Below are 18,464 nucleotides of genomic sequence, written 5' to 3' on the forward strand. Positions count from 1 at the left end.
AAACTCATCCCCGTCTGGCGCCGGAGCCGGACGCCTCGTGCAGGGCGGCTTTCAGGCCGGGCAGGCCGCCTTCGATCGTCCGCCGATCGACGCAGTAGCTCAGTCGCATGTGCCCCGGCCGGCCGAAGCCCGTCCCCGGCACCGCCAAGACCCGGTGTTTCAGCAACAGGTCGACGAACGCCTTGTCGTCCGCGATCGGCGTCTGCGGGAACGCATACAGCGCACCACGCGGCGTCACCAGCTTGTACCCGAACTCGCGCAGCGCGTTGCACAGCAGGTCCCGGTTCTGCCGGTAGAACGACACGTCGCACAGGGCGTCCGCGCAGCGCGCGATCACACGCTGCATGAAGGCCGCGGCGTTCACGAAGCCCATCGTCCGGTTCAGCATCGTCAGCGCCCCGAGCACCAGCTCCCGCTCGGGCACCGTCGCCGGCACGACGACGTAGCCGGCGCGCTCGCCCGCGATGCTCAGATCCTTCGAATAGCTCGAAACCAGCAGCGTCCGGGGATAGAACTGCGCCGGCGTCGGGCACCAGTCGAGGTCGAAAATGATCCGCCGGTACGGATCGTCGCACAGGATGTACAACGGCCGCTCCGGCCGGTCGTGGCGGGCCAGCAGTTCCGCCAGCGCGCGGCATTTCTCCGCCGTGTAGACCGCCCCGCTCGGATTGTTCGGCGTGTTGATCAGCACGGCGCGCGTGCGGTCGCTGAGCGCCGCGGCGATGGCCGGCATGTCGGGCTGAAACTCGGCGTCCGTCTGCACGAGCGTCATCCGGGCGCCGACCTGCTCGATGTAGAAGCGGTACTCGGGAAAGTACGGCGCGAGCACGATGACCTCGTCGCCCGGGTTGCAGATCGCCCGCAGGACGACATTCATCGCCCCCGCCGCGCCGCTGGTCATGATCACCGCGCCGGTCTCGATCGGCAGGCGGTACTCCGCGCTTGCGAAGCGGGCCACCGCCGCCCGGGTCTCATCGAAGCCGACGTTGGGCATGTACCGGTGCAGGGCCGGGCTGAACTCCGCCGCGACGGCCTTGAGCGCGCCGAAGAACGCCGGGGGCGGGGTCGCATTCGGGTTGCCGAGCGAGAAGTCGAAGACCTGGTCCGCGCCGAACTCGGCCTTCAGTCGCCGGCCCTTCTCGAACATCTCACGGATGAAGGACGCGCCCGCCATGTCGGCCGCGACCTTCTGTGCGATGGCGTGCGACATCCCTTTCCCCTGCTGCGCGGCTACTCGTTGGGCAGCTTGTCCTGAATGACTTCGTGATCGATCCGGTATCCGCCGGGGGCGTCGGGATCCTCGACGAACGTGAAGATGACTTGGTCGCCGCAACTGTAATCCACGCCCAGCAGCAGCTCCAGGCCCTCGGCCGTGCCCGCGGTCGGCAGGCCCGTGGTGCTGGAATCCTCCAGGTTCTGCGAGAAGTGCACGACGGTGTCGAAGATCTCGGGGATGAAGCTGGTCGTGTCGTCCGCCTTGGTGTCGACCACGCGGTCGTACAGGTGTTGCGTGCCGACGGCCAGGTTGCGCGCACACGCGATCGTGACTTGGCTGCTGACGGCGTGCCCGTCGACGCTGAGCTGCCGGAAATTCACGGCCCCCGGCGACCGATCCCACTCGTCCCACGTCCCGTACGAGAAGCCGGCGGCAAAGTCCGTCGTGTTGTTGAAGGACACGGTGATGTTGCCGGTTTTCTCTTTCGTCAGGTTTGCGACGATCGTCTGATTGCACCCGCACTGGACCCAACCCAACGCCGCCACACACCCCACCAGCCCGGTGCTCACCGTGATTCTGCAGTTCATCGTGTTCACCTGCGAAGCGACTACCTGAGCCGAACGTTCCGTACACCCTGATTATCGGTTCCACCGGCCAGAGCGTCTGCCGAATCTTACCGGGACCGCGCCGAAACGCCAACCGTGCACCCCGACCGGGCTGCCCCCGACCGGTGAGGGCTTGACCGGCACTCGCGGCGGCAATTAATGTGCGCGGCGGATCGCGTGGCGTTTTGAGCGCCGGCCGGAAAACGACCGATAAGCTCCGCGGCGGGGCGGCCGCACGGAGCCGTCGCGCGTGAAAGGCGAAGGGCTATGCGCATCGGATTGCTGATTACGCTTGGACTGTCCTGGCTGCTGGTCGGCGGCACCTGCCTGCCCGTGATCGACAACACGCAGCGCGAGCCGGTGCAAGGGCGCGTGCTGGGCATCACCATCATGCAGCCCAACGAGGATGCCACCGTGCGCGGCGGGGATTCCGTCAGTATCGAATGGGCCGCAGCCAACCTCAGCGGCGAAGCGGCGACGATCACCATCGTGGCCGAGTCACGCCGCGATCTCTCGGTCACCACGCTGGTGGACGCCGAGGAGCTGTCCGGGATCGGCGATTCCGACGTCATTACGTGGGATACCATCGGCTTTGACGGGCCATACGCGATCATCGGGCGTATCGACACGGCGTCCGATTCGGTGAGTGATACCAGCCGAGGGCTTGTCACGATCGATGCGCCGCCGGCCTTCACGTTCACCGCGCCAACCGACAACGTCATATTCCGCCCGGATACGGACGGCAGGCTGACGATCGCATGGGTGGGCAGCGATGGCGAAGCGACGGCACGCATCGGGCTGGATCCTGATACCGATCACGTGAACGGTAACGAGATTTACATCCACGAGGTCGAGTTACCGCTGACGCCCACTGCCGGCAGCCTGCGCTGGAATGGTACCACCGAGGGCGGCGTTGATGTGGCGCTCGGCACTTACAACCTTTTCGCGAGCGCAAACGACGGCGTCAACGAGGTTGTTTTTGTTGACGCTCCCGGCCAGATCACGCTCGCCGACTAGGGTGCGGGGAGGTGGCGGCCGGGCCACGGCCCATATTCACGGCGGGGACCGGACATCTACACCAAAAAACCGCATGGGCCTGGATTGAATCGCTGTCTAATCCGATGTATAGTTAATAAAGCAGGTGTCGTGATTGGTGGCGCGTTGATCACTCGCCGGCAGGGAGATGGCTGGATGTCGCTGGATCTCGTTCCGCTCGGTAAGCGGTTTCGCGTGACCGGAATCAAGGCTCAGGGCCCGCTGCCCTATCGGCTGATGGAAATGGGCTTCATTGAGGGCACCGAGGTCGAGGTGGTGCGGCGGGCGCCGCTCGGCGATCCGCTGCAACTCCGCGTGGGCGACTACGAGCTTTCATTGCGCTCCAGCGAGGCCGCGCTGATCGATGTGTCCGCGCTCTAGGCGTCGCGCCCGCAGTGAACGCGGTCGCGGCTGCCTCGCCGGGTTTGAAACGGATGGTTCCCACGCGGTGGTGCCGGGGGCGCGCTGACCGAGGTTTGCCGTTGCCGCCCCCCGCTTCTGCAACCGACTCCCCCCAGCAAGAGTCACCCTCGCCGCGCCCGGATGCTGCGTCGCGCGTCATCGCCTTGGTCGGTAACCCCAACACGGGCAAGACCTCGCTCTTCAACGCGCTGACGGGTTTTCGGCGGCACGTCGCGAACTACCCGGGCGTGACCGTCGACGTCGCCCGCGGACCGATCCGCGGCGCGCGGGTGCCGCTCGAACTGCTGGATTTGCCGGGCACGTACAGCCTGGCGGCGGCCTCGCCGGACGAGATGATCCTGTGCGACGCGCTGTGCGGGCGGGCGGCGGCGCGTCCGGCGGCGGTGCTGGCGATCATTGATGCGTCCAACCCGGTCCGCAACCTGTATTTGCTCAGCCAGGTGCTCGAAATCGGCCTGCCGGTCGTGGTCGCGTTGAACATGGTCGACGTGGCGCGGGCCCGCGGGATCGAGGTGGACGCTGTGCGACTCGCCAAGCGGCTGGGCGTGCCAGTCGTGCCGGTGATCGCGAGCGCGCCGGAGACGGTGGCCCCGCTTGTGCCGGTTCTGGAGGCTGCAGTGGGCGGCGCGGCGCCGGCGACGCGGGTGGATTTGCCGTCGGAGCTGCGGGCGGAGGCGGACCGGCTGGCTGCCACGTCCGGGCTGCGGATCTGTCCGGCCGAGGCCCTGCGCATTCTCGCGACGCCCGATGGGCACGCGGAGCGCTGGTTCGTCGCGCGCGGCGGCGACGCGCAGCCGTTTCGCGCGGCGCGCCTGCGACTGCAGGCGCGCGGGCTGGATCCGGCGCCGAGCGAAGTGCGGGCACGGTACGCGTGGATCGATCGTACGCTGAGCGGCGTGGTGGCACGGCAACTGGTGACGAGCGCCACGTGGTCGAGCCGGCTGGACCGTGTGTTGACGCACCGCGTGCTCGGAGCACTGACGCTGCTCGGCGTGCTCTACGGCCTGTTTGTCGCGATCTACGCGGGGGCACAGCCGCTGATGCACGCCTTGGATCACGTTTTTGGCTGGCTGGGCGCCGTCGTGACGCAGGTGGTTCCGCCGGGGGTGGTGCGCAGCCTGCTGGTGGACGGGCTGATTGCCGGCGTGGGTGGGGTCCTGGGCTTTCTGCCCCAGATCCTGATTCTCTTCGCGTTTATCGCCGTGCTGGAGGACTGCGGCTACCTGTCGCGGGCGGCGTTCATGGTGGACCGGCTCATGCGACCGCTGGGGCTGAGCGGGCGCGCGTTCATCCCGCTGCTGTCCTCGTTCGCCTGCGCGGTGCCGGCGATCATGGGCACGCGGGCGATTGCCGACCGGCGCGAGCGGTTCATCACGATCCTGATCGCGCCGTTCATGAGCTGTTCGGCCCGGCTGCCGATTTACGTGCTGCTCACTGGCGCGTTCGTGCCGGCGCAGGCCTGGATCGGCGGATGGGTGCGGCTGGACGCGCTGGTGATGCTGGGACTGTACCTGGTCGGCGTCGTGGTGGCAGTGCCGATCGCCCTGCTGCTGCGGCGGACGGTGTTCGCTGGCCCGGCGGCCGGCTTCCTGCTGGAGTTGCCGGCGTACAAGGTGCCGCGTTTCCGCACGGTACTGCAGCGCGTCTACCTGGCGGGGCGCAGCTTCGTGGTGCGCGCCGGGACCGTGATCCTGGTGGTGAACCTGGTGGTCTGGGCGCTGGCGTACTTTCCGCGCAGCCCGCAGACGCAGGCGCGGGTTGCGCAGGAGCAGACCTGGGCCGGCTGGGACGCCGCCACGTACGAATCCATGCTCGCCGGGGCGTACCTGCGCGAGAGCTACCTGGGGCAGATGGGGCACCGGATTGAACCGCTGCTGCGACCGCTGGGCTGGGATTGGCGCATCGGGGTCGGCGTGCTCGCGTCGTTCCCCGCGCGGGAGGTGATCATCGCGACGCTGGGGACGATCGCGAACCTCGCGGAGGGGGCCGACGCGCAGTCCCCATCGCTGGAGGGCGCCCTGCGGCGCATGACCTGGGAAGACACGGGGGCTCCGCTGTTCACGCTGCCGGTCGCGCTGTCCGTGATGGTCTTCTTTGCGCTGTGCGCACAATGCGCGAGCACGCTCGTGGTGATAGGGCGCGAGACCGGGTCGTGGGGCTGGCCCGTGGCCTCCTTCACCGTCATGACCGCGCTGGCTTACCTCGCGGCCTGGGGCGTCTCGGCCGGCGCGCGGGCCTGCGGATTGTGACGCACGGGGGCGGTCCGTGCTTGGGCAGGGGTTCCCCGGCGGCTACAATGCTGCCGCTGTCGCCGGAGCGGCGGCCGGCGGGCTGACCTGGTGATCGTGCGGGCAGACGACGATGAAGCAGAAGCGCAAGCAGGACTTTGTGCTCGGCCTGGCCACCATCATTTTCGTGGGGCTCTTCCTGGCAACCGTGATGTTCCTGTATCCGGCGATGCAGGCGGGGGGCCGGCCGGTTCAGGTCCGCTTTCCGCACGAGGCGGGCCTCGCGCCGCTGAAAGTCGGCAGTGCCGTCCTGCTGGCCGGTTCGATCGAAGTGGGCCGCGTGACGAGCATCGCGGTCGAGGAACTCAACATCCCGGTCACGCAGGGCCTCCAGAAGCGCACGTTCTTCGTTGTGAACGCCGAGATCCGCGGCGACGTGCCGATTTACGGCAACTGCCAGATCACCACCGATCAGCCGGCGATCGGCGGCAACGGCTACGTTTCGATCCTCAACGTCGGCACGTCGGACGTACCGCTCACCGGCCCGGTCGAGGGGTTGCCGCCGCAGAGCCTCTCGGCGGCGATCTCGACGCTGTCACGGCGGCTGCTGGGCCCGGGCGGGCTCGTCGATCGGCTGAATGACGCGGTCGATCCGGACGCCGAGAAATCCATTGTCCACAAGCTGCTGGTCAGCCTGGACGACATCAACACGATGACGCGCACGCTGCGCGGTCAGATGGACGCGCAGGAGCAGGACGCGCTGCTGCACAAGATCCACCGCGTGCTGGACGACTTCAACGCCACGACCGCGGCGCTGCGCGGCGAGCTGCAGGCTGGCAATGACGCCGCGCTGCTCAGCAAGGTCCACGTCGCGCTGGGGCACCTGGATGAGGGCCTGAGCGAGGCGGCCGCGCTGCTGAAAGAAAACCGCCCGGTCGTGCGCGACACGCTCGCCAGCGTCGAGCATGCCACCCGCACGATTGATCGCGAGCTGGTCGCCGCGCTGCGCAATGAGCTCGACCCGGCCAACGTCACCGGCACGCTCGGCAAGCTGCACACGGCGATGGACCGGGTCAATGCGTCGCTGGCCGATGTGCGCGTCATGACCTCCGAAGGCCAGCGCCTGGTCGTGCTCAGCCGGCCGGCGATCGAGAAGGCCCTCGGCAACTTCGTGAACATGAGCGAGCAGTTGCGCCTGGCCAGCCAGGAAGTCCTGCTCAATCCGTCGAAATTGATCTGGGGTCCGACCCGCGCGCGCGAGGACAAGCTGTTGATCTTCCGGGCCGCGAGCAGCTTTGCCGAGGCCGCGAGCCAGCTTGACAACGCCGCCAGCCGGCTAGAGGCCGTGCTGAAGACGCTGCCCGCCGAGGGCGCGCCGGCCGAACTGGACGACGCGGAGCTGCGGGCGATCTACGAGTCGGTGCAAGCGGCGTTTCAGCGTTTCGGCCGGGCCGAAGAAGTGCTCTGGGACCAGTTGAAGTGATGGGGGCCTCCGCGATGTCCACACCGGCCGGGTATGACGTCGTGATCGTCGGCGGCGGCCCTGCCGGCTGTGCCGCGGCCATCGCGGCGCGCCGCCAGCGGCTCGCGGTGTTGCTGGTCGAGCCGCGGGCGCCGGTGGCGTCGCCGGGTTGCGCCGGCTGGCTCGGGCCGGCGGCTGTGCGGCTGTGCGGCGAGTGCGGCGTGGACGCGCAGTCGGCGGGCGCGGCGACGTTCACCGGCCTGCGGCTGTGGACCTGGGATCTGGCGACGAAAGTCGCGATTGATGACCCGGAGCTGACGGGCTGGGTCGTCAGTGCGCCGGCCCTGGGCCAGGCGCTGCTCGCCGCGGCGCGCGTGGCCGGCGCCGAAGTGCGGACCGCCGCCGTCGTGCACGTTCAGCTCGGCGAGACCAACGCGACGCTGCGGCTTTCGGACGGCGAGCAGGTCAGCGGGCAGGTTGTGTTGATCGCCGATGGGGCCGCCTCGCCCACCGCGCGGCTGGCAAACCTGGCCGGTGCGCCGCCGGACGGTTCGGCCGGCCGCGCGGCGCGGGTATGCGGCCGGTTGGCAACGGACGGCGTCGGGCTGGACGTGATCATAGGCGCGGGGCGCGCGCTGCGCGTTGCCACGGTGGCCCGGCGAGGACGCGAGGTCTGCCTGACGCTGGTGACGCACGAGAGCGCATCGCCGGCGGAGGCCCAGCTTGCGGCGCTGCTCGCGACGGTGCGCGCGGCGGGGGCCTGGCCAATCGCGGAAGCGGATGTGCCGGCGGCGGTGCCCTGTCTGGCCGGGGCCGCGCTCGAGCTCGATTCGCACGTCGGCAAACGCTGCCTGCTTGTGGGTGATGCCGGCGGATTCAGCGCCGCATTCAGCAATGAGGGCATTTATCCGGCCTTGCGGTCGGGTTGGCTGGCGGCCGAGGCGGTGGCGCGGGCGGTGCGCGCCCCCGTGCTGCAGGATGAGCTGGGCAGTTTCAGCGCGGCCTGGCGGGCGGACCTGGCGGACTATCTGCGCATGCCCAATACAGACCTGGGTTTGCTGCTGCCGATGGTATTCAACAATGCCCAGATGTCGCGGCGGGTGGGGCGGGCCTTCCTGCTGGGACAGGCTTTCTGACGCCGTTGCGGCAGCCGCCTATGATGTATTGCCATGGCCACTGGATTGAAGGATCACCGCGTGACGGCAGACTTGAAGGACCTCCGCATTATTCACTATCCCGATCCCCGCCTGCGACAGGTGTGCGAGCCGGTCACGGAATTCGACGGCGCGCTGGCCGCGCTCGTGCAGCGCATGTTCGAGCTGATGGAGACCGGCAAGGGCGTGGGGCTGGCGGCGTCGCAGGTGGGCGTCACGAAGCGCGTCATTGTCGTGAATCCCACGGGTGAGCCCGGTGACAACCAGGTCTTCGTCAATCCCGCGATTCACGAGCCGCACGGTTCTGTCGAGGCCGAGGAAGGCTGCCTGTCGCTACCGGGGATCAATGTCCAGGTCCGCCGGGCCCAGAGCTGCCGCTTGACCGCCCAGGACCTGCACGGCAACCCGGTCGAACTCGACCTCAAGGACCTCTTTGCCCGCATCTGCCAGCACGAGACCGATCACCTCAACGGCGTCATGATCATCGATCGCATGGGCCCGACGGACCGCATCGCGACCCGCAAGACGCTCAAGGCCCTCGAAGACTCGTTCAAGTCGCGTTCGAGCCGCTAAACCGCCGGCGCATTCCCCAGCGTGCCGATCGTGCGTACCATGGGTGGTGGCGCGTGCGGCACCGAGGGCGAACGGCGATGCGAATGCTCTTTCTGGGTACGGGTGATTTCGGCGTGCCGGCCCTGCGGGCGTTGATGCAGCGCGGCCACGAGTTTGCGGCCGTCATCAGTCAGCCGGACCGTCCCGCCGGGCGCGGCCGCGAAGTGCGCCCGACACCGATCCACGCGCTGGCCGACGAACTGCACCTGCGGCACATTCAGACCGAGGACGTCAACGCGCTGGACCTGGCCGACGTGCTGGGCGGCGCGGCGCTCGGCGTCGTGGCGGCGTTCGGCCAGAAGATCGGGCCGCAGTTGCTCGCGGCACTGCCGCGCGGATGCGTCAACATCCACGGCTCGCTGCTGCCGAAGTACCGCGGCGCCGCCCCATATCAGCGCGCGATCCTCAACGGCGATGAGGTCACCGGCGTCACGGTGTTCCAGCTCGACGAGCGTTGGGACGCCGGCGGCATCCTGGGGCAGCGCCGCACGCCGATCGACGACGGCGAGACGGCGGATGAACTGCATGACCGGCTGGCGCTGCTTGGTGCGGAATTGATCATCGATGTCGTCGCGGATGTCGCGGCTGATCGCGTGCGGCCCGTGCCGCAGGATGTTTCACAGGCCACGCGTGCCCCCAAGCTCTCCAAGGCCGACGGCACCGTGGATTGGGCGCAGCCGGCGCGGCGCGTCGTCCGCCGTATACATGGCCTGTGGTCGTGGCCGGCCGCGGCGTGCCTGTTCGCTTCGCGTACTGGCAAACAGGAGCGCGTGTTGCTCGCCCGCGCCGCGGTGGCCGACCAAACCGCGGCGCCGACGGACGCGATTCCGCCGGGCGCGTTCTGTGCGGATCGCACGGTGCAGACCGGGCTGGGTCGCGTGCGACTGCTCGAAGTCCGACCCGCGGGCGGCAAGCTGATGCCGTTCGAGGCTTTCGCCAACGGCCGGCGCATCGCGCCGCCGGATCGATTTCTGCCGGTGGTGCCGTGAGACGCGACGAAGCCCCGCTGGACGGACGGACCGCGGCCGTGTGTGCGGTGAGCGACGCACTCACCGGACGCCGTTTTGTGAGCGAAGCGCTGCGCGCGTGGCGCGCGGCGGGGCGCCTCGCCGGCCACGAAGCCGCGCTCGCGCTGGAGATCGGGCAGGGCACGCTGCGGCATATCGTCACGATTGAGCACGTGCTGGGGAAGGTCGCGCGTGTGGAACGCGCGCGGATGCCGGCCCGACTGCGCGCCGTGCTCGACACCGCCGCTTACCAGGTCATCTGGCTGGAGCGCATCCCCGTGTTCGCCGCCGTCGATGAGGCGGTGGAGCTCGCGCGGCGCCTGGTCCGCGGCCGCGCGCCGGGCATGGTGAACGCCGTGCTGCGGCGACTGGCGGGTGCGATCACTGAGCGGCGTGTGCCGTGGCGGCGGCTGGATCCGACGCACGTACGCGTGAACTGGGAGCAGGCCTGCGCGTTTTCGCAGCCGGTCCTGCCGGAACCCACCGGCGAGGCGGGCCGGTGCGCGCATCTCGCCGCGGCGACCGGCGAGCGCCGCCCGCGCTTCGCGGAACTGGTCGCCCGCCATGGACCGGAACGCGCCGAGGCCGCCACGTGGGCCGCGCAGGCGCTGCCGCCGACGGCGTTGCACGCGAACACACTGCGGTTGTTGAGCGCGGAGCTCGAGCCGCTTCTACGCGCGGCCCACGGCGACGCCGTCCGCGTCGTGGGAGATACAGCGTTTGTTCCGCCGGCCGTGTCCGTGGTGGAGACGCCGCCTTTCGCCGAGGGTCTCGTGTTCGTGCAGGACCCGACGGCGTACGCGGCCGCGCAGGCCGTCGCGGCCAGCCCCGGCGAGCGCGTGCTCGATCTATGTGCGGCGCCGGGCGGGAAGTCGATCGTGCTCGCGCTGGCCATGAACGATCGCGGCGAGGTCGTGGCCTGTGACACGGCGCCCGAGCGTCTGGAGCGCCTGGCGGAGAACGTCGCACGCCTGGGCCTGCGCTGCGTGCAACGGCGCGTGGTGTCGCACTCCGGCGCTGAGCTGAACGCGGAGCACGGACGCTTCGACGCCGCGCTGGTCGATGTACCCTGCTCGAACACGGGGGTCATCGCGCGGCGGCCGGAGGCACGGCTGGGCCTGACGCGCCGCAAGCTGGAATCGCTATGCGAAGTGCAGGCGGCGCTGCTGCGGCAGGCGGCGGCGTGTGTTCGCCCCGGCGGCCGGCTGGTCTACAGCACGTGCAGCATCGAGCCGGAGGAAAACGAACAGATGGTGGCAGCGTTCCTGCGCGACAATCCGGATTGGCGGCTGGATGAGCAGGTGACGACGCTGCCCGCGGCCGGCCCGCAGTGGTCGGACTGGCATGACGGCGGCTATTACGCGCGGCTGGTCCGGGCGGCGCGTTAGCCGGACGTCGGCCGCAGCGTCTTGTGCGTGCCGTCACACCACGGCGGGGTCTTGGTCTGGTGGCACTGGCAGACCCACTTCTTGCCGGCTTCGGCCACTTCCACCTTGATGGGGTGCGCGCCGGTGTCGCGCCGCTTGTGCGCGCCGTCGCAGTACGGCAACTTCTCAGACCAGCCGCACGCGCAGTAGGCCTTCTTGCCGGGCGTTTCGTCGATCTCGATAGGCGCGTTGCCGTGTCGGGGAGCGGGCATGACGTGTCCTTTCCTGCTGTCGATCGTGCCATTATAGACGCGGCCGGCGGCGGTGGCATCGCCGCTTGTTCGGTCGCGGCGGCGGGTCTATAACCACGGTGGCCGGTCGCTGGCCCTCGGAGCTGCCTCATGACCAATGCCGACATCGCCCGCGCGTTCGCCGAGATCGCCGATCTGCTCGAGATTCAGGGGGCCGATGCCTTTCGCGTGAATTCGTATCGGCGTGTGGCGCGCACACTCGAAGACCTCGCATCGGACATCCATGACGTGGCCGCACGCGGTGAGTTGGCGTCGCTGCCGGGCGTGGGCAAGAGCTCGGCGCAGAAGATCCAGGAGCTGCTCGACACCGGCCGGATCGCGATGCGCGACGAGTTGACCGCCGCGGTGCCGGAGTCGCTGCTCGCGCTGCTGTCGATCCCGTCGGTCGGGCCGAAGAAGGTCGCCTTGCTCTGGAAGGAACGCGGCATCACGTCGGTGGCCGACTTGAAGGCCGCGATCGAGGCCGGCCGGCTCGACGGGCTCAAAGGTTTCGGGGCCAAGAGCATCGAGCAGATCGCACGCGGGATCGAGTTTCTCGAACGCAGCGCCGGCCGCACGCGCCTCGGCGAAGGCTGGGCCGTCGCGAATCAACTGCGCGCGGCCCTCGCCGAAATGAAGGGCGTCACGCGCGTCGAGGCCGCCGGCTCGCTGCGTCGTGGCCGCGAGACGATCGGCGACCTCGATCTGCTGTGCATCGCGGCGGATGGCGAGACGATCATCCGGCAATTCACGGAACTGCCGGGTGTGATGCAGGTGCTCGGCGCCGGCGGAACGAAGGGCTCCATCCTTGTCTCGACGCCACGCGGGCGAACCGTGCAGGTGGACCTGCGCGTCGTGCCCGCGGAATCGTTCGGCGCCGCGTGGCAGTACTTCACCGGCAGCAAGGAGCACAACGTGCGGCTGCGCGAGCTGGCGGTGAAACGCGGTTGGAGCCTCAACGAGTACGGGCTCACCGAGGGCAAGAAGGTCATCGCGTCGCGGACCGAGGAGGATGTTTACGCGGCGCTCGATCTGCCGTGGATTCCGCCGGAGCTGCGCGAAGATCGTGACGAGTTCGAGCCGGGGGCGGTGCCCGACGACCTGCTGACGCTGGAGCACATTCGCGGCGATCTGCACATGCACACGTACGCGAGCGACGGGCGTAATACGATCGAGGAGATGGCCACCGCCGCGAAGGCCCGCGGCTACAAGTACATCTGCATCACCGATCATTCGCCGGCCAGCGCGATCGCGAACGGGCTGAAGCCGGCGCGCCTGCGGGCGCACATCAAGGACGTGCGGGCGGCTGCGGAGAAGGTGAAGGGGCTGACGGTGTGGATCGGCACGGAGGTGGACATCCACGCCGACGGGACGCTGGACTATCCTGACGAACTGCTCGCGGAGCTGGATTTCGTGACCGCGTCGATTCACGCCGGCATGGGCAGTGACATGGCGGCGAACACGCGGCGGACGCTGGCGGCGATGAGTAATCCGCACGTGCATTGCATCGGGCATCCGACGGGGCGGCTGATCAACGAGCGCGACGCGATGCCGCTGGACATGGAGGCGATCGCGCGGGAGGCGGCGCGCACCGGCACGGCGCTGGAGATCAACGCGAACTATTACCGTCTGGACCTGAAGGATCAGCACGCCCGGCTGGCCCGCGACCTGGGCGCGACGATCCTGATCAACACCGACGCGCACGCGACCGACCAGCTCGAGCAAATGGAATTCGGCGTCATCACGGCCCGCCGGGCGGGACTGCGCAAAGGCGACGTGCTGAACACGCGGCCGGCGAAGGAAGTGCAGGCGTTCGCGGCAAAGAAACGCGCGCGCGGGTGAGTGATACGGTGACAACGTGATAAGGTGGTAAGGGGAGGCGCGCGGGGCCTGTCTTGTGAAGATGCAATCGCGAGCGCCCGCGCCACGCCTCAGCGCGGCGGCACGATTGTGGGGGGCTGGCCGCGGGCCCGTTGGCAGTCGGCTTCGAAACGCCGAAGCTCGCTTGAGAACACCGGCTCGTCGACAAACTCAACGTGATTGACATAGAGGATCGGCGCGCCTTTGCCCCAGAAATACTGCGGATCCCCGTAGGCAACTATCCACGACACCGGATCAGTCAGGGCAATGCCGGCAACGTAGCTCCAATGACACGCGGATTGCGTGTGATCAAGCCCCGGCACCACGAGCATGTCGGGCGTTGCGTAGCCGATGGCGACGAGCGTCTGCAGGTCCGGTGGAAAATTGCCATTGTGCTCTGATGCGAAGATATTCAGCGCTGGAATGAGATAGTGGAGATTCTCAATCGCGCCGATGCGTCGCTTCCAGCGGACCGATTCTCGCGTTGTGTATGCCGATCCGATCAATCCCAGAATGCCGAGAACCATGGCGAGTAGCGCGATGTTGTCCCCGCGGAAGTGCACCGGATCACGAAGCACGCGACGCCGCGCGAGGGCGGCCACTACCACGGCGAGTGCGGCAAGCGGTGCGCCGAGACACGGAATCAGGCCAAGAATCCCGAGGATAAGTGCCTTGAGCGCAAATGCCATGCTGGGTCTGGCCGGCTCCGTTGCATATTGGACGTTGCCTTGCGTATCAGGCTGCAAGTTGAGGTCCCTCGTTGACGGCTGTACGTGCCTCGCGTGCGCCCAGCCGGCCGACGCATGGACAGGTTGGGTCAGACGCAGACTTCCATATTCTCCCAAACACGGGTTCAACACAACCGGCTTTGGAGAGGGCGCAGTCTGAGTTCGCCCACGACCAGCGCTGCGCGGACCCGGCGCTGCCGCTTGGGTTCTGGTGGCCCCACGGCACCACCCTTTATCACCTTATCACGTTATCACCTTATCACCGCGTAGCTCCGCCAAACCCTCGTCCTCGCGCGGCGGCCGCGCTTCTTGTCAGAACTCCCCCGCCGGCCGCTAGGAGTTGGTGATGGGTGACACGGAATCAAGCCCATAAGGAAATCAGGAAATCAGGAGATCGGACATGAAAGCTCTGGGAAACACGATGCGGCGGATGGCGGTGGTGAGTGCGATGGCGGCGGTGCTGGTGGCGGCGTGCGGGTGCGACCTGGGCCTGACGAGCCTGCTGAACACGGTCGGCACGCTGAGCAACCTCGGCGGGACGGACCTGTGGGACACGGGTGGTTGGGATACCGGCGGCTGGGACACCTACCCGGACTCGACGCTGTACGATCCGACTGCCACGATCCAGAGCGTCATCGACTACCGGCAGGACGTGTACGACAACGTGAACGCCGGCTGGGACGAGTACATCATGCAGTAACCCGACGAAGCAAGGGTTGGGCCAGCGCGGGATCCGCGAGCGCAAGTTCGCGGATCCCGCGCGTTTTTGGGGGCGGGGCGGAAATCTCAAATTCGCTTGACGGCCGCCAAAAGTTAGGTTAATATTAGGTATCTGGTGCGGGACTCACGCGACCGCATCATCAGTGGGAACGGAAGATGCTCTCGCTCGTAACAGACATCCTGCCGATCGCGCCCGGCGTGTGCGCGCCAACTACCACCACCACACGCCGGGCCACCCACCTTGCCGGTGTTTGCCGGCCGGAGTTGGGGGTGAGGTCGAAGGCGGGATCGGCGGAGGCGGGGGCCCTGACCGTTTTGAGTGTGGATGCGTGCGCTGGCAACACCCACGATGACACTCCCCTCCCTCACAGGGAGGCGGCAGGGGAAGGGTCGAAAGATCGGGCGCTGCAAGACCGGGCGTTTCACCCCCACCCTACCCTCCCCCTCAGAGGGGGAGGGGTTTATCCGTGTCCTTCTCTCCCCTTAAGAGAGGGAGGGGTTCTGAAAGCGACTCCTGTGGCGGGCGAGCCTCCCGGTGGGTCGTGTTTTCACGAGCGACATTCCGGCGGCGATGGTCGGGAGGTCCACCGCGCGCTGAGTGATACCCTCCTCCCTTGTGGGGAGGGGGCAGGGGGAGGGTTGAGCGGCGGGGCGTTACACCCCCACCCTGCCCTCCCCCTGGGAAGGATAGGGGCATGCTCGCGCCCTGCTCCCCTGGTCGGAGGGGAAAGGGGTTGCTCCTCCCTCCCGCTGGAAGAAATAAGGGCTGGCGAGTTTGCAGCTTGGACGCCGCGGAATCCGCGCTTGGCGCAACTGGCCGAGCAGATTCGACGCTTGCAGCAGCGCGGGCATGGGCCGCCGGCGCATTGTCCGAGCGGCTTGCCGGCGCTCGATGCAGCGCTGGGCGGCGGGTTCGCGCTGGCCGCCGTACATGAATTGATCGCGGTCGACGACGGCGTGGCGGCCTGTTCCGTGGCTTTACGGGCCGCGACCCGCGCCGCCGGCGACCACAAGTGGATCGTGTATATCGATACGCGGGGTGATCTTTACCCGCCCGGCGTCGCCCAACTGGGCGTGCCACTGGGGCGGCTGTTGATCGTGCGTGCGACACGGGCGGCGGATGCCCTCTGGGTTGGCGAGCAGACGTTGCGTTGTCGCGCCGTCGCCGCTGTCGTGCTCCCGCTGCGCACGCTCGACGCCTACACCTCGCGACGCCTGCAACTGGCAGCCGAAGCGGGCAGGGGCCTCGGTCTGCTGATTCGCCGGGACGCGTCCGGCGGGCCGACTTTTGCCGCCAGCCGTGTGCGGTTGGAGGCGCTGGTCGGCGCGGGCGCCGGCCGCTGTCAGCGGGCTACCGTACTCAAGTTGCGGGAGGGACGACCGGGGGGTGCGTCGATCGTGGAGTTGCCGGATGCGGCGGATGTTGTGCCTGTACATGCCGTATCTGCCGACGGAGCGGGCGCGCCGCTCCGTCGGGCCAGCGGATGAGCCCGCGCGCCCGTTGGTGCTGACGCGGCCCAGCGGCTCGTCGCTGGTTGTGGAAGATGTGTGTCCGCGCGCCCGGCAGCTTGGCCTGCGGCCGGGGCTTTCGCTCGGGCAGGCACAGGCCATCGTGCCCGAGCTGGCGGTTCGGCCATACGAGCCGCAGCGCGATCAGCAGGCGCTGGTGCGTTTGGCGCAGTGGGCGTTGCGGTTCAGTCCGCTGGTCGAGCCCATGCCGCCGGACACGCTGCTGCTCGACATCACCGGATGTCAGTTGCTCTTCGGAGGAGAAGAGAACATTGCGCGTCAGGCCGTGGCGGGCCTGGCGTGCTACGGTTTTCAGGCGCGGGCGGCGATCGCCGACACGGTCGGCGCCGCGTATGCGCTGGCGGCGGCGGGCGGTACGGCGATTCAGATTGCGCCCGCGGGGCAGTTGAGCGCCTGCTTGGCGCCGTTGCCGCCGGCGGTGTTGCGCATTGAGCCGCGGGTCGTCGCGCGTCTGGACGCGCTCGGCGTCCGCAGCGTCGGCGATCTGCTGATGTTGCCGCGTGCGTCGTTGCCGGCCCGCTTTGGTGCCCGGCTCGTGTTGCGTTTGCAGCAGGCGCTGGGCGAGGCGCCGGAGCCGGTCTCGCCGTATCGCCCGGAAGAAGTGCCGAGCGCGGCGCTGCCGTTCGAGGCACCGGTCACGGACGGACAGGCAGTCGCGTGGGCGGTCGAGCGGCTGCTGGCGGAGCTGTTCACGCAGTTGCGCCGACGGGAGCTGGCGCTGCGGCGGCTGGTGTGCGTGCTGTATGGCGAGCGCATCCCGCCGCGCGTGGTCACCATCGGGCTGGCGCGGGCATCGCGCGTGCCGGAGCATGTCGGGAAGCTGCTGCACCAGCGCCTGGAGTCGGTGGATCTGGCGCCCGGCGTAACCGGCCTGCGCCTGGTGGCTCGCGAGACGTCGCGCTGGACCGCCGGGCAGATCGGGCTGTTCGAGCCGTGCACGCCGGACGATGACGAGGCCCTCGGTTGCCTGGTGGATCGCGTCGTCGGGCGTCTGGGGTATGACGCGGTGGTGCGGCCGCGGTTGCTGGATGATCATCAGCCGGAGAGGGCGTTTCGGTATGTGTCGGTGGCCGAGGCAGGTTGTGCGGCGGAGGCGGGTACGGAGGAGACGTATGCGTATGTTCCGGCCCGGCCGGTGTGCCTATTTGCGCGGCCGGTGCCGATTCGCGTGATTGCGCTGGTGCCCGACGGGCCGCCGACGTGGTTCTGGTATTCGGGGCGCGAATACCGGGTGGCTAGCGCCCGGGGTCCGGAGCGGCTGGAAACGGCGTGGTGGCGTGGCCCGGACATGCGCCGCGACTATTTTCGCGTGACGGCGGAGACCGGCGCGCAATTCTGGATTTTCCGCGCCCTGATCGAAGGGCAGTGGTTCCTGCACGGCGTGTTCGCGTAAAAAACCGCGGCGCGGCGGTTCCAACATGGCGTGTGGTTTCTAATGGGCGGCCTGCCGCGCTTATGCTCTACTGCACATGGCCCGGTGCCCAACGGCGCCCCAACCGCGAGGAGAAGCCGCATGACCGCACGCGACAGCGAACTATGCCTGCAAGAAGAGTTGCTGCTTCTGCTGCTGCGCGATGAGAAGGGTACGGTGGATCACCGCGCCGGCATGTACCAGTTCGCGCTGGGAGGGGCCCTGCTCGCCGAACTGCTGCTGGCGGAGCGCGTGACCATCGCCGACGAAAAACGCCGGTTTGTCACCGTTGTGGAACCCGCGCTGCTGGGTGAACCCGTGCTCGACGACTGCCTGACGCGCCTGCGCGACGCAAAACGCCGGGCGAAAGCCGAGACCTGGGTTGCGCGTTTCGCCAACCTGCGCCGCCTGCGGCACCGCGTCGCGGCCGGGCTGTGCCGCCGCGGCGTGCTGCACGAGACCGAGGACCGCATCCTGTGGATCTTCACGCGCCGGCGCTACCCCGAGCGCGATCACCGCTACGAGCAGCGCATCATCAGCCGCCTCGACCGGGCGATCTTCAGCGATACGCAGCAGGTTGACGCCCGTACGGCCGCGCTGGTCGCGCTCGCGGACAGCGGGCATCTGTTGCCGATCGTGTTTGAGAAAAAGCGGCTGCGCGAGCGCCGCGCGCGGATCAAGGCCGTGGCCGCCGGCGACTATTCCAGCCGCGCGGTCCGCGCCGCGGTGCAGGCCGCCCGCGCCGCCGCCCAGGCGGCGATGGCCGCCGCGGTAATCGCGGCCACGGCAGCGTCGACGAGTTGAGATCCCGTAGCG

General features: G+C 68.6%; 17 protein-coding genes. 13 read left to right on the plus strand and 4 right to left on the minus strand.

What is annotated here, in order from left to right:
- Positions 1-4: 4 nt before the first annotated feature.
- Positions 5-1,210: a pyridoxal phosphate-dependent aminotransferase gene (locus tag KA383_02365; protein ID MBP7744946.1), complete on the minus strand. Its 1,206-nt coding sequence runs from the start codon at positions 1,208-1,210 to the stop codon at positions 5-7.
- 20 nt (positions 1,211-1,230) lie between these two features.
- On the minus strand, positions 1,231-1,803 hold the full coding sequence (locus tag KA383_02370) for a hypothetical protein (GenBank protein MBP7744947.1): 573 nt from the start codon (positions 1,801-1,803) through the stop codon (positions 1,231-1,233).
- A gap of 285 nt (positions 1,804-2,088) precedes the next feature.
- Between KA383_02370 and KA383_02375 the strand changes: the two genes are divergently transcribed.
- The 8 genes from KA383_02375 to KA383_02410 all read left to right on the plus strand — a co-directional run bounded on the left by KA383_02375 (position 2,089) and on the right by KA383_02410 (position 11,130).
- Positions 2,089-2,838 (plus strand): hypothetical protein, encoded by a 750-nt coding sequence (locus KA383_02375; GenBank protein ID MBP7744948.1) that lies wholly within the window; start codon positions 2,089-2,091, stop codon positions 2,836-2,838.
- 174 nt (positions 2,839-3,012) lie between these two features.
- Positions 3,013-3,237 (plus strand): ferrous iron transport protein A, encoded by a 225-nt coding sequence (locus tag KA383_02380; GenBank protein MBP7744949.1) that lies wholly within the window; start codon positions 3,013-3,015, stop codon positions 3,235-3,237.
- A gap of 185 nt (positions 3,238-3,422) precedes the next feature.
- A complete protein-coding gene (feoB, locus tag KA383_02385) occupies positions 3,423-5,528 on the plus strand; it encodes a ferrous iron transport protein B (protein ID MBP7744950.1) in 2,106 nt (701 codons plus the stop codon).
- 112 nt (positions 5,529-5,640) lie between these two features.
- Complete coding sequence (locus KA383_02390) at positions 5,641-6,990, plus strand: hypothetical protein (protein ID MBP7744951.1); 1,350 nt, start codon at positions 5,641-5,643, stop codon at positions 6,988-6,990.
- Between the two features lie 14 nt (positions 6,991-7,004).
- Positions 7,005-8,105, plus strand: a complete 1,101-nt coding sequence (locus tag KA383_02395; GenBank protein MBP7744952.1) for an FAD-dependent oxidoreductase — start codon at positions 7,005-7,007, stop codon at positions 8,103-8,105.
- 33 nt (positions 8,106-8,138) lie between these two features.
- Positions 8,139-8,696, plus strand: a complete 558-nt coding sequence (gene def / locus KA383_02400) for a peptide deformylase (protein ID MBP7744953.1) — start codon at positions 8,139-8,141, stop codon at positions 8,694-8,696.
- 77 nt (positions 8,697-8,773) lie between these two features.
- Positions 8,774-9,724 carry a methionyl-tRNA formyltransferase gene (gene fmt / locus KA383_02405; GenBank protein MBP7744954.1) on the plus strand — a complete coding sequence of 317 codons (951 nt, stop codon included), beginning with the start codon at positions 8,774-8,776 and terminating at the stop codon, positions 9,722-9,724.
- Complete coding sequence (locus KA383_02410) at positions 9,721-11,130, plus strand: methyltransferase domain-containing protein (protein ID MBP7744955.1); 1,410 nt, start codon at positions 9,721-9,723, stop codon at positions 11,128-11,130. The genes fmt and KA383_02410 overlap by 4 nt, the downstream gene beginning before the upstream one ends.
- Here KA383_02410 and KA383_02415 read toward each other — a convergent pair.
- The gene (locus KA383_02415; GenBank protein ID MBP7744956.1) at positions 11,127-11,381 is read right to left on the minus strand and encodes a CDGSH iron-sulfur domain-containing protein; all 255 of its coding nucleotides are present in this window, start codon (positions 11,379-11,381) and stop codon (positions 11,127-11,129) included. The two genes, KA383_02410 and KA383_02415, sit on opposite strands and share 4 nt — an antisense overlap.
- 129 nt (positions 11,382-11,510) lie before the next feature.
- On the opposite strand from KA383_02415, the gene polX reads away from it, so the two are divergent.
- Complete coding sequence (gene polX / locus KA383_02420; GenBank protein MBP7744957.1) at positions 11,511-13,241, plus strand: DNA polymerase/3'-5' exonuclease PolX; 1,731 nt, start codon at positions 11,511-11,513, stop codon at positions 13,239-13,241.
- A gap of 89 nt (positions 13,242-13,330) precedes the next feature.
- Here the strand turns inward: polX and KA383_02425 are convergent, their stop codons facing one another.
- Positions 13,331-13,948, minus strand: coding sequence for a hypothetical protein (locus KA383_02425; protein MBP7744958.1), 618 nt, complete (start codon positions 13,946-13,948; stop codon positions 13,331-13,333).
- A 439-nt stretch (positions 13,949-14,387) separates the two neighbouring features.
- Between KA383_02425 and KA383_02430 the strand changes: the two genes are divergently transcribed.
- The 4 genes from KA383_02430 to KA383_02445 all read left to right on the plus strand — a co-directional run bounded on the left by KA383_02430 (position 14,388) and on the right by KA383_02445 (position 18,452).
- Complete coding sequence (locus KA383_02430) at positions 14,388-14,687, plus strand: hypothetical protein (protein ID MBP7744959.1); 300 nt, start codon at positions 14,388-14,390, stop codon at positions 14,685-14,687.
- Positions 14,688-15,511: 824 nt separating this feature from the next.
- A complete protein-coding gene (locus KA383_02435; protein MBP7744960.1) occupies positions 15,512-16,195 on the plus strand; it encodes a hypothetical protein in 684 nt (227 codons plus the stop codon).
- Positions 16,119-17,630 carry a DNA polymerase Y family protein gene (locus KA383_02440; GenBank protein ID MBP7744961.1) on the plus strand — a complete coding sequence of 504 codons (1,512 nt, stop codon included), beginning with the start codon at positions 16,119-16,121 and terminating at the stop codon, positions 17,628-17,630. The genes KA383_02435 and KA383_02440 overlap by 77 nt, the downstream gene beginning before the upstream one ends.
- A gap of 120 nt (positions 17,631-17,750) precedes the next feature.
- Positions 17,751-18,452: a GPP34 family phosphoprotein gene (locus KA383_02445; protein MBP7744962.1), complete on the plus strand. Its 702-nt coding sequence runs from the start codon at positions 17,751-17,753 to the stop codon at positions 18,450-18,452.
- Positions 18,453-18,464: the final 12 nt, after the last annotated feature.

The organism is Phycisphaerae bacterium, from assembly GCA_017999985.1.
Classification (GTDB): Bacteria; Planctomycetota; Phycisphaerae; order UBA1845; family Fen-1342; genus JAGNKU01.

Coding starts and splice junctions, on each gene's coding strand:
- KA383_02365 (MBP7744946.1), bottom strand. CDS start 1,210: ATGTCGCACGCCATCGCACAGAAGGTCGCGGCCGACATGGCGGGCGCG.
- KA383_02370 (MBP7744947.1), bottom strand. CDS start 1,803: ATGAACTGCAGAATCACGGTGAGCACCGGGCTGGTGGGGTGTGTGGCG.
- KA383_02375 (MBP7744948.1), top strand. CDS start 2,089: ATGCGCATCGGATTGCTGATTACGCTTGGACTGTCCTGGCTGCTGGTC.
- KA383_02380 (MBP7744949.1), top strand. CDS start 3,013: ATGTCGCTGGATCTCGTTCCGCTCGGTAAGCGGTTTCGCGTGACCGGA.
- KA383_02390 (MBP7744951.1), top strand. CDS start 5,641: ATGAAGCAGAAGCGCAAGCAGGACTTTGTGCTCGGCCTGGCCACCATC.
- KA383_02395 (MBP7744952.1), top strand. CDS start 7,005: ATGTCCACACCGGCCGGGTATGACGTCGTGATCGTCGGCGGCGGCCCT.
- def (MBP7744953.1), top strand. CDS start 8,139: ATGGCCACTGGATTGAAGGATCACCGCGTGACGGCAGACTTGAAGGAC.
- fmt (MBP7744954.1), top strand. CDS start 8,774: ATGCGAATGCTCTTTCTGGGTACGGGTGATTTCGGCGTGCCGGCCCTG.
- KA383_02415 (MBP7744956.1), bottom strand. CDS start 11,381: ATGCCCGCTCCCCGACACGGCAACGCGCCTATCGAGATCGACGAAACG.
- polX (MBP7744957.1), top strand. CDS start 11,511: ATGACCAATGCCGACATCGCCCGCGCGTTCGCCGAGATCGCCGATCTG.
- KA383_02425 (MBP7744958.1), bottom strand. CDS start 13,948: ATGGCATTTGCGCTCAAGGCACTTATCCTCGGGATTCTTGGCCTGATT.
- KA383_02430 (MBP7744959.1), top strand. CDS start 14,388: ATGAAAGCTCTGGGAAACACGATGCGGCGGATGGCGGTGGTGAGTGCG.
- KA383_02440 (MBP7744961.1), top strand. CDS start 16,119: ATGCGGCGGATGTTGTGCCTGTACATGCCGTATCTGCCGACGGAGCGG.
- KA383_02445 (MBP7744962.1), top strand. CDS start 17,751: ATGACCGCACGCGACAGCGAACTATGCCTGCAAGAAGAGTTGCTGCTT.